This window comes from Pseudomonas sp. KSR10 (genome assembly GCF_022355455.1).
Taxonomy (GTDB): domain Bacteria; phylum Pseudomonadota; class Gammaproteobacteria; order Pseudomonadales; family Pseudomonadaceae; genus Stutzerimonas; species Stutzerimonas stutzeri_E.
The window spans coordinates 875,248-895,046 of sequence record NZ_JAKOEN010000019.1 but is presented as its reverse complement, the minus strand read 5'-3'; the positions used below and the strand labels follow the sequence as shown (position 1 = coordinate 895,046).

13 protein-coding genes are annotated in these 19,799 nt (G+C 62.8%); 5 read left to right on the top strand and 8 right to left on the bottom strand.

All coding sequences use genetic code 11. From position 1 onward, the window contains the following. Positions 1 to 10: 10 nt before the first annotated feature. The 8 genes from MCB86_RS13040 to MCB86_RS13005 form a co-directional block, all read right to left on the bottom strand. Positions 11 to 859, bottom strand: a complete 849-nt coding sequence (locus tag MCB86_RS13040; protein ID WP_045163907.1) for a DUF4123 domain-containing protein — start codon at positions 857 to 859, stop codon at positions 11 to 13. Continuing rightward, positions 856 to 2,955: a type VI secretion system tip protein VgrG gene (gene tssI / locus MCB86_RS13035; protein WP_239611179.1), complete on the bottom strand. Its 2,100-nt coding sequence runs from the start codon at positions 2,953 to 2,955 to the stop codon at positions 856 to 858. The genes MCB86_RS13040 and tssI overlap by 4 nt, the downstream gene beginning before the upstream one ends. A 190-nt stretch (positions 2,956 to 3,145) precedes the next feature. Next, positions 3,146 to 3,664, bottom strand: a complete 519-nt coding sequence (locus tag MCB86_RS13030; RefSeq protein ID WP_021206448.1) for an Hcp family type VI secretion system effector — start codon at positions 3,662 to 3,664, stop codon at positions 3,146 to 3,148. A gap of 280 nt (positions 3,665 to 3,944) precedes the next feature. After that, positions 3,945 to 5,405 (bottom strand): YdiU family protein, encoded by a 1,461-nt coding sequence (locus tag MCB86_RS13025; protein WP_239611178.1) that lies wholly within the window; start codon positions 5,403 to 5,405, stop codon positions 3,945 to 3,947. An 81-nt stretch (positions 5,406 to 5,486) separates the two neighbouring features. Next, positions 5,487 to 8,786 carry a mechanosensitive channel MscK gene (gene mscK, locus MCB86_RS13020; protein WP_239611177.1) on the bottom strand — a complete coding sequence of 1,100 codons (3,300 nt, stop codon included), beginning with the start codon at positions 8,784 to 8,786 and terminating at the stop codon, positions 5,487 to 5,489. 110 nt (positions 8,787 to 8,896) lie between these two features. Further along, the gene (locus MCB86_RS13015; protein ID WP_239611176.1) at positions 8,897 to 10,642 is read right to left on the bottom strand and encodes a potassium/proton antiporter; all 1,746 of its coding nucleotides are present in this window, start codon (positions 10,640 to 10,642) and stop codon (positions 8,897 to 8,899) included. 213 nt (positions 10,643 to 10,855) lie between these two features. Next, positions 10,856 to 12,658: an acyl-CoA dehydrogenase gene (locus MCB86_RS13010; RefSeq protein ID WP_239611175.1), complete on the bottom strand. Its 1,803-nt coding sequence runs from the start codon at positions 12,656 to 12,658 to the stop codon at positions 10,856 to 10,858. A gap of 118 nt (positions 12,659 to 12,776) precedes the next feature. After that, entirely contained in the window at positions 12,777 to 13,679 is a 903-nt protein-coding gene (locus tag MCB86_RS13005) for a polyprenyl synthetase family protein (RefSeq protein WP_052679347.1), read from the bottom strand. Positions 13,680 to 13,803: 124 nt separating this feature from the next. Here MCB86_RS13005 and fni point away from each other — a divergent pair, with 124 nt between their 5' ends. Genes fni through MCB86_RS12980 form a run of 5 tightly spaced genes read left to right on the top strand, consistent with a single transcriptional unit; the run spans position 13,804 to position 19,779 of the window. Then, positions 13,804 to 14,853 carry a type 2 isopentenyl-diphosphate Delta-isomerase gene (gene fni / locus MCB86_RS13000; protein ID WP_239611174.1) on the top strand — a complete coding sequence of 350 codons (1,050 nt, stop codon included), beginning with the start codon at positions 13,804 to 13,806 and terminating at the stop codon, positions 14,851 to 14,853. Between the two features lie 43 nt (positions 14,854 to 14,896). Then, on the top strand, positions 14,897 to 16,186 hold the full coding sequence (locus MCB86_RS12995) for a glycosyltransferase (protein WP_239611173.1): 1,290 nt from the start codon (positions 14,897 to 14,899) through the stop codon (positions 16,184 to 16,186). Further along, positions 16,179 to 17,342, top strand: coding sequence for a lycopene beta-cyclase CrtY (gene crtY, locus MCB86_RS12990; RefSeq protein ID WP_239611172.1), 1,164 nt, complete (start codon positions 16,179 to 16,181; stop codon positions 17,340 to 17,342). Before MCB86_RS12995 ends, crtY begins: the two co-directional genes overlap by 8 nt. Beyond that, a complete protein-coding gene (locus tag MCB86_RS12985) occupies positions 17,339 to 18,856 on the top strand; it encodes a phytoene desaturase (protein WP_239611171.1) in 1,518 nt (505 codons plus the stop codon). Before crtY ends, MCB86_RS12985 begins: the two co-directional genes overlap by 4 nt. Then, a complete protein-coding gene (locus MCB86_RS12980) occupies positions 18,853 to 19,779 on the top strand; it encodes a phytoene/squalene synthase family protein (protein ID WP_239611170.1) in 927 nt (308 codons plus the stop codon). The genes MCB86_RS12985 and MCB86_RS12980 overlap by 4 nt, the downstream gene beginning before the upstream one ends. The last annotated feature ends 20 nt before the right edge of the window (positions 19,780 to 19,799 follow it).

The following is a 19,799-nucleotide window of genomic DNA, read 5'->3' as shown; positions in this document are numbered from 1 at the left end:
ATCCGTTCCTTTAGCCGGTAAGGCAATCTTCATCCAGAGCTTGAATACGTCGCTCTGGAGGCAGTTCCTGGGCGTCTGGCACCTTGGCTAGCCAAGCTTGGTAGGGGCTATCGAGGCGTGTGGCGAAGTCGTCTCCCCAGCAGGCGCAGCGCTCGACCCAGATCGCAATACTCTGTTCATTGACCAGCCCCCAGGCTTCGGCATCTAGCAGACGCTGTTCCAACCATAGATCTCGCTCTTGTTCGGCAAGGCTTGATAAGGTTTGTGGATAGTCTTCGTTCAACCAGTCGTAGAGGCGTTCCTTGAAGCTTCGCCGATAAGCCTGTTCTAGGGCCTGAACCTGGTCATCGGCGAGGTGGTTGAGTTTGCCCTCTAATGTCGGACTGTGTGGTTGCGGACGATAGGAGTGCCATTCGACTGCTACCGAGGGCGCCCACCTTGGAGGGGATAGTGGAACGAGCCATTCACCGATGGGGCCCAACAGACTTTGATAAGCGGACGAGGGATAGCTGTTCAACCAGTAAGAGGTCACCAGTGGGTCAGCGAAACGGAAGAGGCTGTAGCTACCAAAGTCGTCCGTGACGGTGATGTACTGGCTCAGGTGATCGGCGACATCGTTCAGCGGTGCCGAACTCTGTAGCCTGCTGGCCTGACGCTGAAGAAGAGGGTTGTGTTGCCATTCATTGAGCAATGATGAATGCGTATCTAGCCCTACCAGAATTGGGCCGATTTCTTTGACGCCGTCCCAGCGGGTGCCGTTGTAAAGTGGAATGACCTCGATATGCTCGCCTGCTGCATAAAGCCATTGCAGAGCGTCCTGGCGGAGCACACCATCTACGAGCAAGAAGTCTCGGCTCATGCCCCGGCCTCCTGGTTGGCTCGCTCGCAGATCTCACAGCGTGGAGAGGCTCGTAATAAAGCTTGGCGCTGCGCAGGCACTAGGAGCTCGCCTGCCTTATCCGCATCCGCCGATTTCACCGCGCCCGGCTGGACCGGCGCAGCCCCCGACCCCTTACCCGGACTGCCGCCAGAGTTCATCCTGATCACCGGCCCGACCATGGTGATGCCGCTGCCGTCGAGCTTGATAAAGCTACCGGCGGCCCTGAAGGTCAGTTCGCTGCCTGCTTCGAGGACGACTTTGAGGCCGCTGGAGAGGTGGATTTCGTTGCCGGCTTCGATGAATTGGCCGGTGCCGATCTTCACGTGTTGGTTGTTGCCCACGGTCAGGTGGTCGTTGGCTTTGACTTCGCTGCGGCGATCGCCATGGGTGGTGCGGTGTTCTTCGGCGCGGAATTCGCTGTAGCTGTTGGCTTCGACGGTGTCATGGCGTTCGTGGCCGATGCGGATTTTCTGGTCGTGCTCAATGTTTTCGTCCCAGTCGCGTTGGGCGTGGAGGTAGATCTGCTCGGCGCCCTTGCGGTCTTCGATGCGCAGTTCGTTGTAGCCGTTGCCACCTGGACTGCTGAGGGTTTTGAAGACGCTGCGGGTCTTGTTCGCAGGCAGGTCGTAGGGAACCGCATTCTCTTTGTGGTAGAGACAGCCGGTGATCAGTGGCTGGTCGGGATCACCCTCAAGGAAGGTGATCAGTACTTCCATGCCAACGCGGGGAATGGCGATACCGCCGTAATGGTCGCCGGCCCAGCTCGATGAAACGCGCAGCCAGCAGCTGGTTTTATCGTCGGCTTGGCCGTGACGATCCCAGAAGAATTGCACCCTTACTCGACCGTATTCGTCGCAGTGAATCTCTTCACCGGCTGGCCCGGTGACAACCGCACTCTGGCTGCCAAGGATGCGTGGCTTGGGGTGGTTGAGAGCGGGGCGGAATGGGACGGCCCACGGCGTGGCGGTGAAATGGTTGCGATAGCCTTGGTGGAAATCGGTGCTGGCAAGAGCCCCTTCACCGCAGCCTTCGTCCCGGAGGGGAGAGTGGGTCGGAACGTGCAGGCTGGACGCGTTGGCGACCGACTCCTCCAGTACCTGCGGTTGTTTGCCTTCGTGATGAATTTCGGTGAGCAGCCATAGCTGATTCCAGTCGCCGCGCGGATGATCGCTGAGTGAGAGGAAGTGGCCGCTGACCAGCTTCGGCTGATCGCTATCGCCCACGGCCAGTTCGAAATCGTGGCGGTGGCGTTCCAAGGCGCGGCGGGACAGGTGTTTGCCACGCTCGCGATCGACGAAACGCCCTGGGTAGTCGTAGTCCTCGAGGTCGGGCTGAGTGCCGCTCTGAACCGCCGCCTCCATCGTCAGGCGTGGCTTTTCGAAATCGTAATCACGGCGGGTGACGCGGCCGGTACGGGTTTCGATGCGCACCCCGAAGCGCTTGATTGCCGGCTCGTCGGCGACCAGGCCGCTGTCCTGCTGATACGCGACCGGCGCAAGGGTGGGGAATACCGTCTGGTCATCGCCAAAGACCAGCATATGACCGGATTCGCTGTGCCGGAAATGGTAGTGAATGCCTTCTTCCTCGCAGAGGCGCTGGATGAAGTGCAGATCGGTTTCGTCGTATTGAACGCAATAGTCTCGCTCGGGGTAGATCACCGGACCGAGGTCGAAACGATGACTGTCGCCGGCGAGAATGCCGTGCTCCTCCAGGACCTGGGCAATGATCTGCGGCACCGAGAGGTGCTGGAAGATGCGCTGGTTGGTCCGGTGCGCCAGATAGGCAAGCCTCGGGACAATGATCAGCTGGTAGCGCGTCAGGCGTTCGCCGGACTCGCCTTGGGCGGCGCGATAGACCTGGCCGTGGATGCCGCCACCATCCCTGGCGAATGTCAGGAACGCGGACTGCTGAAGCAGGCTTTCGAAATCCAGATCCGGACGCTCGCTGACCAGCTCCAGTTCGAAGCGGTAGGGCTGGCTGATGGCTTCTTTACCGCTGAATTCGAGCACTTGAAAGTCATGCTCGATGCCTTCGATGTGCAGGGAAAAGTGCTTTTGATTGGCGGGGGCGAACATCCTTGTTCCTCCTGGATCCGTCCATGGTGTGCGCCAGGGCGCATGCGGGGGCTTGATGTACCACGCATCGACGGCGTTGCGGTGCGCTGGGTCGCGCATTGTTTCGCCGCGGTTTCAATTTCTATTACTGCTTCGCACAAAAGCTTCAGCCGGGACGTGCCCGGCCAAAGTCATTGATGCGGTGATCGCTTTAGCTGGCGATCGGGGTGCGCCAGTCGTCGGAGCCGGAAGTACCGGAGACTTCGTGGGTCCAGACGATCTTGCGGTAGGTGAAGTACACGTCTTCCAGATGGGTGAAGTGGGACATGTTCGGGTCCTGGCAGTTGGGCATGCGCGACTGCACGTCGACGATCACAGCGTCTTCCAGCTCGATGGTGAAGTAATGCTCCTGGGTGCCGGTGGACGAGGTGCGGTACCACTCCAGGCGGCACTTGTTCAGGCGCTCACCGGAGGTTAGGGCGTTGAAGATCAGCGGCGACGATTTATCGAACACCTTGGTGATCATCAGCGGCTTGTGCACGCGCTGGCCGGTGGGTTGGCCGGACTGAGGGTCGCGCGGGATGATGACCTGGTGCTGGAACGCCTGCACCAGGATTTGGTCTTCGTGTCCTTCCTGGAAAATATTGCCGACCGAGTCCTCGGTAAACGTGCCTGCGGTGATCAGGCCTTGCTTGGTGCCTTCGAGGGACAGATACGCGGGTGTTGGCATGAACGCTCTCCTTGCCTTGTGAATGCCGGAATGGCAGACGAGTCACTACAAGGCGCGTGCCAGAAAGTTCAAATCCTTTTAAAATCAATGCCTTGCAGAAGATGGCAAGAAGGGCAGGATGAGCGCTGCGGGAAGACGCACATTTAGTTGAGCAACATCCTGCCGGCACCTGCGCAGGATTTGGCACATATCCGCATAAGTCCAGTGGCCACGCGCCGTGCGGCTGGGGAAACCGCTCCGCCAGGCGGAGCGCTGCGCAGCATCTTGCGCAAAGGTCACGTTAGGACGAGCAGCTGATTTCCAGATGTTTGCCCCATTCCGGCGGGCGTTCAGCGTAGCGCTCCATGCCCGGTTGGTCGTCGAATGGATGGCTGAGCACAGCGTGCAGCTCGCGTACCGGACCGTAATCACCGGCCTCTGCGGCTTCGATCGCCTGCTGGGCAAGGTAGTTGCGCAGGATGTACTTGGGATTGATCGCCTGCATGCGCGCTTGCCGCACGGTCTGGTCGTCCCCTTCACGCTGAGTGCGCTGGAGGTAGCCCGCGGCCCAGTCGTCGAACGCCTTGATGTCGATGAAATCGTCACGCAGCCGGGCCAGGGCCTGCTCGGGCGCATGGTCACCGAGCTCACGAAAGAAATTCGTGTAGTCGATAGCGCCGTCCTGCATCAGCTGCAGCAGACGCTGCACCAGCGTTTTGTCCTCTTCCTCGGCGGTCCGGAAGCCCAGACGCCGGCGCATCAGGTCGAGCCAGGCAGCTTCGTAGATCGGCAGGAACAGGTTCATCGTCTCGCGCAACTGCTCCACCGCGACGAAGGGCGTCAGGGCCTGGGCCAGGGCGGCCAGGTTCCAGTGCGCGATGGGCACCTGGTTTTCGTAGGAGTAGCGCCCCGCATCGTCGGAATGGTTACAGATGAAGCGCGCATCGAAGTCGTCGAGGAAGGCGTAAGGGCCGAAATCGAAGGTGATGCCCAGGATCGACATGTTGTCGGTGTTCATCACGCCATGACAGAAGCCATATGCCTGCCAGTAGGCGATCAGTTCGGCGGTGCGCTCCAGCACCTCGCGGAAGAATGAATGATAGGGCTCGGGATGCTCCAGGCAGTCGCTGAAATGGCACTCGACGACGTGATCGAGTAGCTGCTTCAGTTCATCGTGTTGCTTGGTGTAGTAAAAGTACTCGAAATTGCCGAAGCGCACGTGGCTTTGCGCCAGGCGCAGCAGCATGGCGCCACGCTCCTGGCGTTCGCGATAGACCGGCGTATCCGAGCCGGTCACGCAGAGCGCGCGTGAGCTGGGAATGCCCAGCGCATGTAGGTGCTCGCTGGCGAGGAATTCACGAATCGAGGAGCGCAGCACGGCGCGGCCGTCACCCATGCGGGAGTACGGTGTCTTGCCTGCACCCTTGAGGTGCAGGTCCCAATGTTCCCCCGCATCGTTGACCACTTCGCCCAGGAGCAGGCCGCGACCGTCGCCAAGGCGCGGGTTGTAGCTGCCGAACTGATGGCCGGAATAGACCATGGCCCGTGGCTCGGCCGTGCTCCAGAGCTTGTGGCCAGAGAACAGCTCGGCGAACAACGGATCCTCAGCCACTGCCGGGTCGAGATCCAGCAATGCCATGGCCGCCTCGCTGGCCACCACCAGGCGCGGTGCTTCCAGCGGTCGAGGCGTTACCTCAGTGGAAAACACATCGCCGAGACGGGCGAAGCGGTTGTCGAAATTCAGCTCGGTGAGAGTCTTCACGGGGGCTCCGGGCGGTCCTGAAATGTAGCGCTCGCAGGCGAGGGCACGTTGAATTGGAGGTCTTGCCTGTCGGAGCGTTCCTCAAGTCTGACCGTTGGCAGGCGCCCCAAGAGGCGTTTCGTTGTGATCGGACCGCGGTATTTCCAGGCCCGGCGGGGCATTTTTCAGGTGCACGTCCAGCTGACGGAATGCGATGACGATCCCGCGAGCGCGGAACTCCTGATCGATACGTCGGTTTATCTCATCGATAACCGGATTGCGGTCACCAAGATCCCGCACATGCAGGCGAAGCTCGTGCTCCAACCGGCTCTCGCCGAAGTTGAGGAAGAAGACCTGCGGTTCAGGCTCCTTGAGCACGCGGGGGTTCTCCCGGGCTGCCTGGAAAAGGAGATTTCGCACTTCTTCCAGCTCGGAGCCGAACTGCACGCCGATGCGAATCGTGACCCGGGTGATGGTGTCATTGAGCGACCAGTTGACGAGCTGGTCGGTCACGAACGTCTTGTTCGGGACGATGATCTCCTTGTTGTCGAAATCGGTAATGGTCGTCGCCCGAATGCGAATGCGGCTGACTGTTCCAGACAGATTGCCAATGGTTACCACGTCGCCGATGCGTACCGGTTTCTCGAACAGAATGATCAATCCCGATACGAAGTTGGCGAAGATCTCCTGCAGGCCGAAGCCTAAGCCCACCGACAACGCAGCGACCAGCCATTGCAGCTTGTCCCAGCTCACGCCAAGGGTCGATAACGTCGTGACAATGCCGATGCCAACCAGTGTGTACGAGAGCAAGGTACCCGTCGCATAAGCGCTGCCCTGAGCCAGGCGCATCCGGGACAGTACAAGTACCTCGAGGAGGCCCGGCAGGTTGCGTGCGAGCGCGAAAGTTATGACGACCGTGGCCAGTGCACCGAGCAGGTTGTTCAGGGTGATGGCAGACGTGCTGGCGGTCTCACCGCTGCCGCTGGTGAATTCGTACAGGGTGACGTTATCGAGGTACGACACCACACTGATCAGGTCAGCCCAGACCCAATAGAGCACAACGAAGAACAGGCCGAACATGGCCAGCCTGGTCAGGCGCAGGGATTGTTCATTGACCTGTTCGATGGCAAGACCTGGCTCGGCCGCACCTTCGTTGGCTGCACCGGCATCATCGGAACCGGCTTCTCGCTTGGCGATGGCCCGCTTGTATGCCAGGCGTCGCGCAGCCACGGTCAGGCCTCTGATCAGCGCGGCCTCGATGACGACCCAGGCTAGCAAGAGATACAGCGTATCGATCAATCGGCCGGTCAGTTTAAGGGCGGTGTAGTAATAACCGAGCCCCACGACCACGATCAGCGCCAGTGGCAGCATGCTGAACAACAGACCGATGATGCGCCGCACTGGCGGGGCGTTCTGGCTTGATGGGCCTTTGAGCAGCAGGCGCGTCAGGCGCCAGCTCATCAGCGCGAAGCAGGTCAGCACCACGGCAATGCCGATCACATCGTCGACCAAGCTGCCTGGTTGATGTTCTGCAATGGCCACGACCGCTACGAGGGCTATGACGACCAGCCCCAGGCGACGAATCTCGTTGCGCAGGAAGACCACCTGGGGGCGGAACCAGCCAAAATGAGTCTCGGCCACTCGATTCGGCGAGAGCATCCGATAGGCGCTGTAGAACACCAGCCAGGCCTGCGCCATCTGGTAGAAGGCGGCACCGAGGCTGACGTTTTGTCCTCGCCCGTCCATCTGCAGGAGGTAACCACAAAGTGCCAGGAACAGCGCGCCGGGGAGTGCCAGCAAGAGATTCAGCAGCAGCGCCAGCGGCGTGTGCAATTGGCTGTCGTGGCGGAAATGGCCGATGTCGGCGCTGAGCAAATCGAGCTTGGCGTTGATGGCGTTGCGGCGCCAGAGCAGTAAACCGATCACCAGTAACAGCGGCACGAAGAACAGCGGTCGTTCCAGCAATCCGGCGCCGAGCGCCTCGAACACGGAGCCCCAGGGCATCGCACGCAATTGGCGATCCAGCAGCGTCGGCACGCTCTTGAACCAATCCAGATCCAGCGGCTTGTTGCTCGGGATCCAAAACATCTGCTCGTCCAGCGTTTCGCGCAGAGCCTGGGCTTTGGTCTGAAGCTGGCGTTGATTCAACTGCAGAGTGATTGATTCGCTAAGCAGTGCGTTGAGCTCGTGATTGAGCCGGTCGAGCAGCTCGCTGCGGGTGCGTATCAGCTCCAGCAATGCACTACGCAGCTCCGGCGTGACTTCACTCGGCGGCAGCTTGGCGAGCTGCTGATCGACATAGTCTTCGACGTTGCCACTGACTTCGCGCCGTTGACTCAGCTCGAACTGATACAGGCGGATGTCGGCGATCTCATCGGCCAGGTTCTTGTCCAGTTTCAGCTGCGGTAGCGCCTGCTGCTGCTGATACAGCACCTTCGAGAGCAGCAGGCTACCCTCGAGCACGGCGATCTGTTCTTCGAGCGCTTGATCAGCCTGGTTCAGCGTGTCGAGCTGCTGACGGGTTTGCAGGTTCTGTTGGGTCAGGTCGTTGAGCCGCTCGGTAGCGCGCAGCAGGTAGCCCGAAAGCCGGCGATTCTCGGCGCTTTCCGCGGGAAGCAGCTTGTCTGAACCCGCCTTCTCGGCTTTCAGCGAGAACTCGGCGACGGTTTGTTCCGACTCTTCCCGGCGCTTGTTATTGATCGCCGTCTGTAACGCCATGGTTTCCTGTTCGGCGCGCGCGATGCGCTCGGACAGCAGGTCGCGCCGCGCGACGCCGAGGTCCTGCAGCTGGCTGTTGCCGGCCAGTTCGTTGCGGCGCAGTTCGATCTGCGCGTTAAGTGCGGTTTTCTCGGCGCCGAGCAACGCACGGCGCTCGTCGCTCAAGGGCTTGCCGCCCTCACGACCGCCCTTGAGCAGCGTGTTGATTTCCTCGATTCGTGTCTGATGCTTGCTGATATCCGCCTGAGCGCGTTCCGGACGCGTCTGCGCGCTGATGATCATGCTATTGGCGGCGGTCAGCGCCGTTTGCCAGGTTGACATCTGCTCGACGCGCTCGGCCAGCCGCTGCTCGAGCTCGGAGACCGACAGCTTGGCCAGCTTGGCCGCCATGTCACTGGTATCGCTGCTTTTGAGTTTGCTCAGTTCCTGCTGGGCCGCGGCGATTTCCTTCGACGCCCCGGCGAGCTCAGTCTTGAGATCAGCCAAACGCTGACGCGCGGTCTCGGCTTGCTCCGTAAATCGCTGGGCACTTTCGCTCACGCTGGGTTGGGCGTCTTTCGGGGCCTCTGCTTCGGCTGCCTGGTTGTTGGGCAGACCGGGTACCGCGGGGGCGGCTTGAACGAAAGCGAAAGGCGAAGCGATGACGAGCAGTGTCGTCAGCATGAAGGTGCGCAAGGAGGCCATGGGTACTATCGAAAGGCAGAAATGAGTGCAGAGTCTAAGGGCTGCCGATGGCCGAGGCGAGTCCACAGATCGGAACGTCTCACCTCGCAGCTTATCGCTCGGCGCCCTCGTCAGAAGTGCAAACTGGGGCCTGGCGTGTTGCCCTCCGGAAACTTCAGGCCGACCTTGCGCACTTCGCCATGCTCCATCGAGGCGATGGTCCAGATCAGGCCATTCCACTCGATCTGATCGCCGACGACGGGCTTGCCGCCGACACGTTCGGCCATGAATTGACCGATCTGCTGATTGCCATCCACATCGCCCAGCTTCAATCCGTAGAGGGCTGCGAGGGCGCTCATCTGGGCTTCGCTCTCAAGGATGAAATCGCCAAAGAAACGCATGTCGCGACCGCGCTGTGGCGCTTCGCTGAACAGCTTGCCGAGGGCCGGCAGGTCTTCCTCATGGCCGATTACGCAAAGGATGTCGTCAACCTGCAGGCGGGTACTGCCGGACGGATGCAGCAGCGCCTTGCCGCGAAACAGCGCGGCGATGCGCGTGCCGGTCGGCATCTTCAGTTCACGCAGGGCGGCGCCCACGCACCATTTCTTGGCCGTCAGCCGATAAATGAACATTTCCCACTGGCTGGTCGTGTGGATCTGTAAGCCCGCACGTGAAATCGGCAGAGGCGACGGCGGGACCTCGACTTTGGCCTTCTTCGCCGCCCAGGTCAGCGTCGTACCTTGTAGCAGCAGCGAGACCAGCACGATGAAGAAGGCGACGTTGAAGAACAGCTGGGCATTCTCCAGACCCGCCATCAACGGAAATACCGCGAGGATCACCGGTACTGCACCGCGCAGGCCGATCCAGGAAATGAACAGGCGCTCGCGCAGGTGGAAACTGCGAAACGGCAGCAAGCCGATGAACACCGCAAGCGGGCGGGCGAACAGGATCATCCACAGCGACAGCGCGAGCGCCGGCAGGGCGATCGGCAGCAAATTACTGGGAGTCAGCAGCAGGCCGAGCACCAGGAACATGCCGATCTGGCTCAGCCAGGCCAGGCCGTCGAACATGTGCAGAATGCCGTGACGGTTGCGAATGGGCCGGTTGCCCAGTAGCAGGCCGCAGACGTAGACCGCGAGAATGCCGCTGCCGCCAATGGCGCCGGACAGCGCATAGATCATGATGCCGCCGGCCACCGCCAGCAGCGGATAGAGCCCATCCGCCACTGACAGCCGATTGATCAGATGTAACAGCAACCAGCCTCCGGACAGGCCAAGCAGGGTGCCGATGCCGAATTGTTGCAGCAGGTTGACGAAAAAGCTCCAGCCGAAGCCGGTCTGACCAGACGCGAGCATGTCGATCAGGGCGACGGTGAGGAACATGGCCATGGGGTCGTTGCTGCCCGACTCGATTTCCAACGTCGAGCCGACGCGCTCGTTGAGCCCGCGACCGTTGAGCAGGTTGAACACCACGGCCGCATCCGTCGAGCCGACGATGGCGCCGATCAGCAGCCCTTGCATCAGCGGCAGGTCGAACAGCCAGGCGGCCGCCAGGCCGGTCAGCCCCGAGGTGATCACCACCCCGGCAGTGGCCAATGAAAAGGCCGGCCACAGGGCTACGCGGAAGGTCGCGGCGCGGGTACGCATGCCGCCGTCGAGCAGGATGATCGCCAGCGCCAGGTTGCTGATCAGAAAGGCCAGCGAATAGTCATCAAAGACGATACCGCCGATGCCGTCGACGCCGGCGAGCATGCCCACCGCGAGGAATATCACCAGAATCGGCACGCCGAGGCGAGTCGACAGTGAGCTCATCAGGATACTGGCCGCAACCAACAGGGCACCGATAAAAAACAGGTAGTTGATGTTGCCGATATCCAAGCGCGCGCTCCGTAGATCAGTCTCGCATGATGTCATGCAGGGTGCATGCCAGCGATTCTAACCTGCTGATTTAGCGAGCTGTCAAAAAAAGCCGGTGGAACGACGGACGTGCCCCGCCGACACCAAAGCCTGGTGTCGGCGGAGCACGAAATAGAATGTGCGTAGGGTGCCCTGCGGTCCTGACTTAGTTGCCGGGCCGGGCGCGCTGCTTCGTCAGAACCAGCTGTCCTGCATGGCCAGGCAGGTGTCATCGCGGCTGGCGAGGATGGCAAGCTCGTGATGGCAGCTCGGCACCTCCCAGGTCAGGAAGTAGCGCGCCGCCTGCAGTTTGCCGCGGTAGAAGTCCGTGTCCGCCGGGTTGCCGTCCGCGAGACCCTGTTCGGCGTGGATCGCCTGCTCCAGCCAGCGCCAGCCGATTACGGTGTGACCAAAGACCTTCAGATACAGCGCCGAGTTGGCCAGTGTCTGGTTGACCTTGCCTGCCATCAGGTCGCCGAGCAGCGCCTGCGTCACTTCGGTCAGGCGCGCGAGCAACTGCTCCAGCGGTTGGCGCAGGGAGTCCAGCGAGCCGAACGCTCCGGCGCGCTTGCAGGTGCTTTGGATCAGACCAACCAGCTGCCGCAGGCCGGCACCGCCGTTCTGGCTCAGCTTGCGGGCCAGCAGGTCCAGCGACTGGATGCCGTGGGTACCTTCGTGAATCGGATTCAGTCGGTTGTCGCGGTAGTACTGCTCGACCGGGTACTCACGGGTATAACCGTGACCGCCGAGAATCTGGATCGCCAGTTCGTTGGCCTTGAGGCAGAACTCCGATGGCCAGGATTTGACGATGGGCGTGAGCAGGTCCAACAGCTCGTGGGCGTGTTTGCGGTCGTCCTCGTTCGGCGCGGTATGTTGCTCGTCCACCAGGCGTGCGGCGTACAGCCCCAGATCGAAGGCGCCTTCGACATAGGCCTTTTGGGTCAGCAGCATGCGCTTGATGTCGGTGTGCTGGATGATCGGCACCTGCGCTGAGGCCGGGTTCTTGCCATCCGGGAGGCGGCCCTGCGGACGCTCGCGAGCATAGTTCAGCGAGTACAGGTAGCCGGCGTAGCCGAGCATGATCGCGCCCATGCCGACGCCGATACGCGCCTCGTTCATCATCTGGAACATGTAAGACAGGCCCTTGTGCGGCTCGCCCACCAGATAGCCCACGCAATTGCCGTTGTCACCGAAGTTCAGCGCGGTCGAGGTCGTACCGCGCCAGCCCATCTTGTGGAACAGCCCGGCCAGGACCACATCGTTTCGTTCGCCCAGCGAGCCGTCATCGTTGACCAGGAACTTGGGCACGATGAACAGGCTGATGCCCTTCACGCCAGGTGGGGCGTCCGGCAGCTTGGCCAGCACCATGTGCACGATGTTTTCCGACAGCGGATGATCGCCACCGGATATGAAAATCTTGTTGCCCTTCAGGCGATAGGTGCCGTCGCCGGCCGGCTCGGCGCGGGTACGCAGGTCGGACAGGGATGAACCGGCATGGGGTTCGGTCAGCGCCATGGTGCCGAAGAAGCGGCCCTCGATCATCGGTTGCAGAAAGCGTTGCTTCTGCTCCTCACTGCCGAACACTTCGATCAGGTGTGAGGCGCCCATCGTCAGCATCGGGTACGAGGAGGTGCCGATATTGGCCGACTGGAAATGCGCGAAACAGGCCCGTGAGAGCAGATTGGGCAACTGCATGCCGCCATCGTCGAAGCTGCGCGAGGCGTTGTGAAAGCCGGCTTCAATGAACGCATCGACGGCGGGCTTTACCTCCGGAATCAGCACGGCTTCGCCGTCCTTGTAGATCGGCTCGTTCTCGTCGGCCTTGCGGTTGTGGGGAGCGAAGAGGTTCTCGGCGATGCTGCGGGCGGTGTCCAGCGCGGCGTTGAAGGTCTCGCGGCTGTGGTCGGCGAAGCGCTCGCGCTGGGTCAGGGCCTCGGCATCTAGCACTTCATAGAGTTCGAATGCCAGGTTGCGTGGGCAAAGCAGAGTCTCGGACATGACAATTCCTCCGTTTTATGCGGCCGAGTCTAAGGAGGCGCCAAGACGGCTGCCTAGCACCATACATTCGAGTGATAAAGCGACACACAAATGCCTAGTGGTGCTTGTCAGGCCCGGCTCACCGTGGCCTTGCGCAGAAGTACTCGATAAACCGGGCCAAATGACCGTCACCGATGCCGGCGGCGATCAAGTGGTTTTCGGCGCATGCCAGATGGTCTTCGATGCGTTGGCTAGCCGCATCTCGACCCAGCAGGGCAACGACGGTGCTCTTGCCGGCATCCTTGCCGGCGTCCTTGCCGATCTGCTGGGGGCTAAGCTGATCGGCTAGATCATCGAGCAACTGGAAGGCCTGCCCCAGTTCGTTGGCGAAACCGTTGAGGTGAAAGGTGCGAGTAGCGCTAGCTCCGGCTAGCAGCGCGGCGAACTCGACTGCCGCGGTAAATAGAGGGCACGTTTTCAGGCGATTGGTATGGGCGATGGCCTCGAGCGGTCGTGCCTGTCTTCCCTCGCGCAGGTCATGGAACTGACCACGACTCAGACCCTGCGAGCCAGTCGCTTGGGCGAGCAGCCGCACCAGCTGGCTGCGGGTATCCGCAGCGATGTCTCCGGGTGAGGCGACTATGCTGAAGGCGTGGCTGAGCAGCGCCACTGAGCCCAGAACGGCGGCATCCTCGCCATACTGCCGATGGATCGTCGGTCTGCCGCGTCGTAGCTCGGCGTTGTCCATGCATGGCATGTCATCCAAGAACAGCGACGCGGCGTGGACCATTTCCAGCGCGCACGCAAGATCGAGCCCGACGGCCACGGCTGGCTCGTCCTGCAGATCCTTGAGTGCCAGCAGCAGAAGCAGTGGCCGGGTCCGCTTGCCGGGGGCGAGGGTTCCTTCTCGCATAGCGGTGCCGAGCACGTCCGACGACGGCGCCTGCGGCAACCATTCATCCAGCCTTTCGTCAATTTGCGCACGTAACGCTCTAACCGTCTGGTCGAAGTCGTGTTGCGTGTTCGGCAAGACAATGGCCACAGGTGATCTCCTGTTCGGGCTCTCAATAGCGAGGCAAATCTTGTACATTATTTTCGATATGTACAGGTTCGGCACTTTTTAATGACCACAGTCGTCAACATAAGGTCATCGAGCGAGGCGCTGCATGGATAACGAAATGATTGCCGGACGTAAAAACGATCACCTGGATATCGTGCTGGGCCCCAGTCGCGGCGGCGCCGTGGTGAACGCCGGCTATGCCGCGCTGACATTCGAGCATTGCGCCTTGCCGGAATTGCATTTGGACGATATCGACATCCGTACCGAACTGTTTGGCCGGTCCCTTGCGGCGCCGCTGCTGATCAGTTCGATGACTGGCGGTGCGGCCCGGGCCACGCAGATCAACCGCAACCTGGCCGAAGCCGCCGAGACGCTAGGCATCGCGCTTGGCGTCGGCTCGCAGCGCATCGCACTGGAAACCGGCGCCGATCAGGGGCTGACCCGACAGTTACGCCAGCTGGCCCCGAATATCCCGCTGCTGGCTAATTTCGGCGCCGCGCAGCTGGTGGCCGGCTACGGCCTGGACCAGGCACAGAGGGCGGTCGACATGATCCAGGCCGACGCCCTGATCATTCACTTCAATCCGTTGCAGGAAGCCGTACAGGTGGGCGGCGACCGTGACTGGCGCGGCGTGCTGCAAGCGATCGAAGCCTTGGCGGCACGCCTGCCGGTACCGCTGGTAGCCAAGGAGGTCGGCGCGGGGATCTCGCCCAGGGTTGCGCAGCGGCTGTTGGATGCCGGGGTTGCGGTCATTGACGTTGCCGGGGCTGGTGGCACTAGCTGGGCCGCGGTCGAAGCCGAGCGCATTCTCGACCCGAAGCAGCGCGCCATTGCTCAGGCGTTCGCCGGATGGGGCATCCCCAGCGTGCAGGCGATCGCTGGGGTGCGCCGCGCGTGCCCGGAGGCGCGCTTGATCGCATCGGGTGGCATTCGCGACGGCATCGATGCGGCCAAGGCGATCCGCCTCGGTGCCGATTTGGTCGGTCAGGCCGCGGGCGTGCTGGACGCGGCGTTGATCGGGCCACACGCGGTCGTCGATCATTTCCAGGTGTTGATTCAGCAACTTCGCATTGCCTGCTTTTGCACGGGTTCGGCCGACCTTGCAGCGCTGGCACGAGCGCCGCTGCTACCGGCCTTCGATCCGAGCGGTTTCTGATGCCACCGCTGCGCCGTGGTCCGGACAGGAAAGGTGCCCGTCGATGACGCATTTCGCGGTGATTTCGCCGCCGTTCCTGAGTCATCTGCGAGCTTTGGAGGCGATCGCGTCTGAGCTGCTCGACCGAGGTCATCGGGTTACTTTCGTGCAGCAAGCGGACCTTGCCGCGGCATTGCGCAATCCAGCCCTGGGATTCGCTCAGACCGGCGCATGCTCGCATCCGCCCGGTTCGCTCAAAGCGGTCATCGACCGCGCGGCGCGTCCGGGCGGGCCATGGGGCATCCGCCGGGTCATCGCGGACATGGCTGCCGCCACCGAAATGTTCTGCCGCGACGCACCGCCGCTGCTGCGTTCCATCGGTGTCGAGGCGCTGATTGTCGACCAGATGGAGCCCGCAGGCGGACTGCTGGCCGAGCACCTCGATTTGCCTTTCGTGTCGGTGGCCTGTGCGTTACCGGTCAACCGCGAGGCGCTGGTGCCGCTGCCCGTGATGCCCTGGCGCTACCAGCCCACACCCTGGGGCGAGCAGTTGAACCTGCACAGCAGCAAGGTCTACGACCGCGCGATGAAAGCGCACGCCGAGGTCATTGCGCGTCACGCCGCAGCGTTCGGTCTGCCGCCTCGTCAGCGCCTTGATGAGTGCCTGTCGCCACTGCTGCAACTGAGCCAGACGACAACGGGCTTCGACTTTCCGCGTGCCAGGCTGCCCGCGCATTTTCACGCTGTCGGCCCGCTGCGTCCGGCGCTGACCAATGAGCCCGTGCTGGAGCTGCCGGTCGCTACCGACCGGCCGTTCGTGTTCGCCTCGCTGGGCACCCTGCAGGGCGATCGCTTCGGACTGTTCGAACGCATCGCCGCGGCCTGTCGAGAGCTCGACCTGCAGCTACTGATCGCTCATTGCGGCCGGCTTGATACACGCCAGGAGCAGCGCCTGCTCAAGGCCGGGGCCGCCTGGGTCACCGATTTCGCCCCGCAGCGGGCGGTGCTTGCGCGGGCCGATGCGCTGATCACCCATGCCGGTTTGAACACTGTGCTTGATGCGCTGGAGGCGGGCGTGCCGAGCCTGGTACTTCCGATCGCCTTCGATCAACCGGGCGTCGCCGCGCGGGTGGTGCATGCGGGCGCAGGACTGAAGCTCGATCCTCGCCTGGCCAGCCGACGACGCATGGTGCATGCGCTGCGCCGGTTGCTCCGCGAGCCCGGCTTTGCCCAGCGCGCGCGTGTGCTGGGTGAGGAGGTGCGTGCGGCGGGCGGCGCGTCTCGGGCGGCGCAGCTGATCGAGCAGACGTTAAAGGGCAGAGCGCATGCCGCACCGGGAGCTGAACATGAGTGATGCGGACCTGATTCTCGTCGGCGGCGGCCTGGCCAACGGCCTGTTGGCGCTGCGCCTGCGCCAGCAACGCCCCGATCTGCGCCTGCTGGTGCTGGAGCAAGCCGGTACCCTAGGCGGCAACCACACCTGGTCGTTTCATGAGCATGACCTCACGCCCGCGCAGCGAACCTGGCTGGAACCGCTGGTGACGTATCGCTGGCCGAGCTACGAGGTGATATTCCCCGGTCTCAGCCGACGGCTCGAGAGCGGCTACGCCAGCATCGTTTCCCTTCGGTTTCACCAGCACCTGATGGCTGAGCTGGCGGATGAGGTACGGCTGAGCGCATCGGTCAGCCAGGTCGACGTCCGACAGGTGCGCCTCGCCTCGGGCGAGGTGCTGAACGCCGCTGCGGTGATCGACGGTCGCGGCGTGCGGCAGACCAATCAGCTGGCCCTAGGTTTTCAGAAATTTCTCGGCCAAGAAGTACGGCTGCAACGGCCGCATGGTTTGACCCAGCCAATCATCATGGATGCCGGTGTCGCCCAGCACGACGGCTATCGCTTCGTCTATGTGCTGCCGCTCAGCGTCGACAGCCTGCTGATCGAAGACACCTACTACGCCGACGGCGACGCGGTGGCGCCGGAGGCACTGCGCGCCAATATCCAGCGCTACGCCGAGGGCCGTGGCTGGGCGATCCGCGAGGTGCTGCGCGAGGAGCAGGGCGTGCTGCCCATCGTGCTGTCCGGCGATATCGCGGCGTTCTGGAACGAGGCGCGTGGCGTGCCGCAGAGCGGGCTGTCGGCTGCGCTGTTCCACCCCACCACGGGCTATTCGCTGCCCGATGCGGTGCGCCTGGCCGATCACCTGGTTGCCCTCGATCGTTGGGATGCAGGCAGCCTGTTCGCCGCGATTCGCGACTACTCCACCCTGCAGTGGCGCCGGCGCGGCTTCTTCCGCCTGCTCAATCGCATGCTGTTCATGGCCGGCCCGGCAGATTGCCGCTGGGCGGTGATGCAGCGCTTCTACCGCCTGCGCGAGCCACTGATCCAGCGCTTCTACGCGGCCAACCTGACCACCTGGGACCGCTTGCGCATCGTCTCTGGCAAATCTCCCGTGCCGGTGGGCGAGGCGCTGCGGGCGCTGGCCGCCAGCAATCTGCACAAGGACAGACGATGAACCAGGCAACAGGCGGTGTGAGGCGGGCGGTGGTGATCGGCGCCGGCTTCGGCGGGCTGGCGTTGGCCATCCGCCTGCAGCGCGCCGGCATCCAGACCACGCTGCTGGAGAAGCGCGACAAGCCGGGTGGCCGCGCCTACGTCTACCACGACCAGGGCTTCACCTTCGATGCCGGGCCGACGGTGATTACCGATCCGCCGGCGTTGGAAGAACTCTTCAGCGGCGCCGGCAAGCGCATGGCCGACTATGTCGAGCTGCTGCCGGTCAGCCCCTTCTACCGGCTGTACTGGGAGGACGGCTACAGCTTCGACTACGTCAACGACCAGGCCCAGCTGGACCGGCAGATCCACGCGCTCAACCCTCGTGACGTGGCCGGCTATCAGCGCTTTCTCGCCTATTCGCGGGCGGTGTACGAGGAGGGCTACGTCAAGCTCGGCACCGTGCCCTTCCTGTCGTTTCGCAGCATGATCGGCGTCGCCCCGCAGCTGGCCAAGCTGCAGGCCTGGCGCAACGTGTACAGCATGGTGGCCAAGTTCGTGGAGAACGATCGGCTGCGTCAGGCGCTGTCTTTTCATTCGCTGCTAGTGGGCGGTAATCCTTTCGAGACCTCGTCGATCTATGCGCTGATCCATGCGCTGGAGCGCCAGGGCGGCGTCTGGTTTCCACGCGGCGGCACCGGTGCGCTGGTGCAGGGTATGGTCCGGCTGTTCGATGATCTTGGGGGCAAGCTGGAGCTGAATGCCGAAGTGGCACGTATCGAGCTGGAGGCTGGACGCGCGAAGGCCGTGATCACGGGTGACGGTCGCCGCTTCGACACCGATGCGGTGGCTTCCAACGCGGATGTGGTTAACACCTACAAGCAGCTGCTCGGGCATGAGGAGCGTGGTCGCGACGAGGCCAAACGGCTCTCCGGCAAGCGTTTCTCGATGTCCCTGTTCGTCATCCATTTCGGTCTCAAGCGCCGTCATGAGCACCTGCAGCATCACACGGTGTGCTTCGGCCCGCGCTATCGCGAGCTGATCGACGAGATCTTCAAGCGTGCGACGCTGGCTGACGACTTCTCCCTCTACCTGCATGCGCCCTGCGTCACCGACTCGTCGCTGGCGCCGGAGGGCTGCGCCAGTCATTACGTGCTCGCCCCCGTGCCGCACCTGGGCACGGCGGATATCGACTGGGCGGAGGAGGGGCCAAAGTACCGCGACCGCATCTTCGAGTACCTGGAGCGGCATTACATGCCGGGGCTGCGCGGCGATCTCGTGACCCATCGGATCTTCACGCCGCAGGATTTTCGCGACGAGCTCAACGCCCATCTGGGCTCGGCGTTTTCGCTGGAGCCGATCCTCACCCAGAGTGCCTGGTTCCGCCCGCACAACCGCGATGACGTGATTCCCAACCTCTATATCGTCGGCGCCGGCACCCACCCGGGCGCGGGCGTGCCGGGTGTGGTCGGGTCGGCCAAGGCCACCGCGGGGTTGATGCTGGAGGACTTCATGTTGGAGGTGCAGGCCAGATGAACGACGAGGTGATCGACCACTCGACCCAGGCGATCAATGTCGGCTCCAAGAGCTTTGCCGCGGCGGCGAGGCTGTTCGACGAGCGCACCCGCCAAAGCGCAGTGATGCTCTACGCCTGGTGCCGACATTGCGACGATGTGATCGATGGCCAGACGCTGGGTCACGGGCAGGTTCAGGGCGATCGTTCCAGCGGAGACGCCCGGCTGGCCGAGCTGATTGATCTGACCGAGCGCGCCTATGCCGGCGAGCCGATGCGCGATCCGGCCTTCGCCGCCTTCCAGCAGGTGATTCAGCGTCACCGGATCCCTCGGGAGCATCCGCTGGAGCATCTGGCCGGCTTTCGCATGGATGTGCAGGACTACCGTTACCAGACCCTCGACGACACGCTGCTTTATTGCTATCGCGTCGCCGGCGTGGTGGGCCTGATGATGGCGCGGGTGATGGGTGCAGAAGCGGAGCCGACCCTGGACCGCGCCTGTGATCTGGGCCTGGCCTTTCAGCTGACCAATATTGCGCGGGATATCGTCGAGGACGCCCAGATCGGGCGCGTCTATTTGCCGGCCGATTGGTTGGCCGAAGCCGGCATTCCCGAAGACGAGGTCGCGCTGCCGGCCCATCGCGCGGCATTAGCGGCGTTGGCGGCGCGGCTGGTGGACCTGGCCGAACCCTACTACCTGTCGGCGTCCCAGGGGCTTCGCGACCTGCCGCTACGCTCGGCCTGGTCGATCGCCACCGCCCATGGCGTCTACCGGCGGATCGGCGTCGAAGTGAAGGCGCGGGGCGCGGCGGCCTGGGACATACGCGTATCGACCAGCAAGGCGCAGAAACTGCAATTCCTGCTGGGCGGCGGGGTGCTGGCGCTCGCGTCGCGGCGGATGCAGATCACGCCGCGTCCCGATTCGCTATGGACGCGTCCGCGCTAAATAGCCCACGTCAGGTAGCA